3 protein-coding genes are annotated in these 1,938 nt (G+C 64.6%); 1 reads left to right on the forward strand and 2 read right to left on the reverse strand.

Annotated features, from left to right (window positions below; all coding sequences use genetic code 11):
- Window positions 1-210 (reverse strand): hypothetical protein (locus AC1DYI_RS34120; protein ID WP_477208539.1); only part of this gene is annotated, 210 nt, incomplete at its 3' end.
- Between the two features lie 81 nt (window positions 211-291).
- On the opposite strand from AC1DYI_RS34120, the gene atpE reads away from it, so the two are divergent.
- Window positions 292-531 carry a F0F1 ATP synthase subunit C gene (gene atpE, locus AC1DYI_RS34125; protein WP_477208540.1) on the forward strand — a complete coding sequence of 80 codons (240 nt, stop codon included), beginning with the start codon at window positions 292-294 and terminating at the stop codon, window positions 529-531.
- A gap of 17 nt (window positions 532-548) precedes the next feature.
- On the opposite strand, the gene AC1DYI_RS34130 is transcribed toward atpE, so the two are convergent.
- The coding region (locus AC1DYI_RS34130) for a calcium-binding protein (RefSeq protein ID WP_477208541.1) at window positions 549-1,938 on the reverse strand (1,390 nt) is incomplete at its 5' end.

Raw genomic sequence — 1,938 nt, forward strand, 5'->3', positions numbered from 1 at the left:
ATCGGGCTCGGCCGGCAGCGCCTGCCGGCTCGCTCGATCTGCGGCGGGCCGGTCACGGGTGCGTGACACCGACCAACGGATCTGCCCAGCGCAGCCGTCGTCGCGAACGTCGAGACATCGATAGCCATCGAACCAATATCCAGCAAACGGGGCCGGCGCGGCCCCGTTTGCTTTTTGACGTTCCGGACCCATGTCGTCATCAAGGAACATTGACCTGTGAGGTCATCGCCAGCGTGAAGCGGCAGGGCAACACTGGCAGCAGTTTTCACTCACCCAAGAAAGGAAACCACCATGTCCTCGGACACACTGCTTCCTCTGGCTGTTGCACTGCTGATCGGCATCCCGGCATTTGGCTCCTGCATCGGCATCGGCCTGGCGACGATGAAGTTTCTCGAGGGCGCCGCGCGCCAGCCCGAGCTGATCCCTGAGTTGCAGACCAAGTACTTCGTCGGCGTGGGCGTCACCGACGGTGCCTTCATCATCGCGACAGGCATTGGCCTGTGGTTCGCGACGGCCAATCCCTTCAAGTAACTCGGACCCGGCGCGGCTCAGGCGCCCCAGACCAGATCCTCGGCACCGGTTGACGCGGCGCCTGTCAACCGGCCGACGACGCTGAGTTCGGCGGCGCTGACCACCGCGTCGGCGCCGGCAGACTGGAAATACAAGACCCAGGAGTCGGTGCCGTTGTCGACCGTGAAGACCACCGTCTGCCCGGCGGCATAGGCCTGGTTCGCACTGCCGATCGCTGCGGCAGCCTTGTCCAGCGTCAGGTCGCCGAAGATGTCGGCCGCGACGATCACCAGCTCGGCGCAGGCATCGAAGCCACCCGGGCCTGCAATCTCAACGGCTCCTTCGACGAGCAGGTCGCCGTCACCGACCGCCAGGCTGGATTGGCTGAGGCTCAGCTGGTCGACGCCCGTGGCAAAGTCGGCCACGGTCATCATGGTTTCACCGAGCACTTCCTTGGCGCTGAGGATGAACAGGTCCGCGCCAGCGCCTCCATGCAGTGTCGCGAGACCTCCGGTGGCATGCAGCGTGTCCGTGCCCGCATCGCCGGTCATATCGACCTCCACGCCACTGCCGGCATTGGCGAGAAGGTTGTCGCGTCCGTTGCCGCCGCTGAGCGAGATGCCCCGGCCACTCTGGCCATTGCCAACGATGGTGTCGCTGCCGTCGCCGCCGCTCATGACCAGGATCCCGGGCGCGTATTTGTTGCCCGTCAGGATGTCGTCGCCGGCACCGCCGTCGATGGTGAGATTGCTGAGACCACCACAGGTGATGGTGTCCTGTCCTTCTCCGCCGTCGGCGATCAGTTGAAGAGTGGTGGAGAACAGATTCATCCAGTCGTCGCCAGTGCCGCCCTCGGCTTGGAACGTGAGGGTGTAGCCGCCGCCACCGTTGCCTTCAATGGTGTCGTTGCCCTGGCCGCCGTCTGCCCAGCCGGACATGCTGGTGGTTTCCAACAGATCATCGCCAGCCCCGCCGTTCAGGCTGAGCCCGCCCTGCAAGGTGTCCTGGCCATCACCGCCATCGAGCAGGTCCGCCGGGCCGTGACCCATGCCGCCAGAGCCGGCCATGAGCAGGTCGTCACCTTTGTCGCCGAAAAGGCTGTTGGCACCTGCGCCGGCCTGCAGCGTGTCGTTGCCGTTGCCGCCGTACATCTGGTCCATGGAGTAGGCCTTCTGACCGGCGCTGAGCACATCGTCCCCGTCACCGCCATACAGCGTGTCGACACCGCCCGGCGAAAGGATGTTGCCGCCCTGGATCGTGTCATTGCCGCCCAGGCCTGACAGCAAGTCGCTGCCAATGCCGTCTTTCATCAGGTTGGCCAACTCATTGCCGGTGCCCACGAGGTCATACGGATAGCTGGGCCACAAGCTGAGGTTTTCTTCGCTCTTGCCCAACGTGTAGTCGATGCTGGTTCGGACGGTGTCGATG

This window comes from Ideonella sp. P3_A4 (assembly GCF_056403075.1).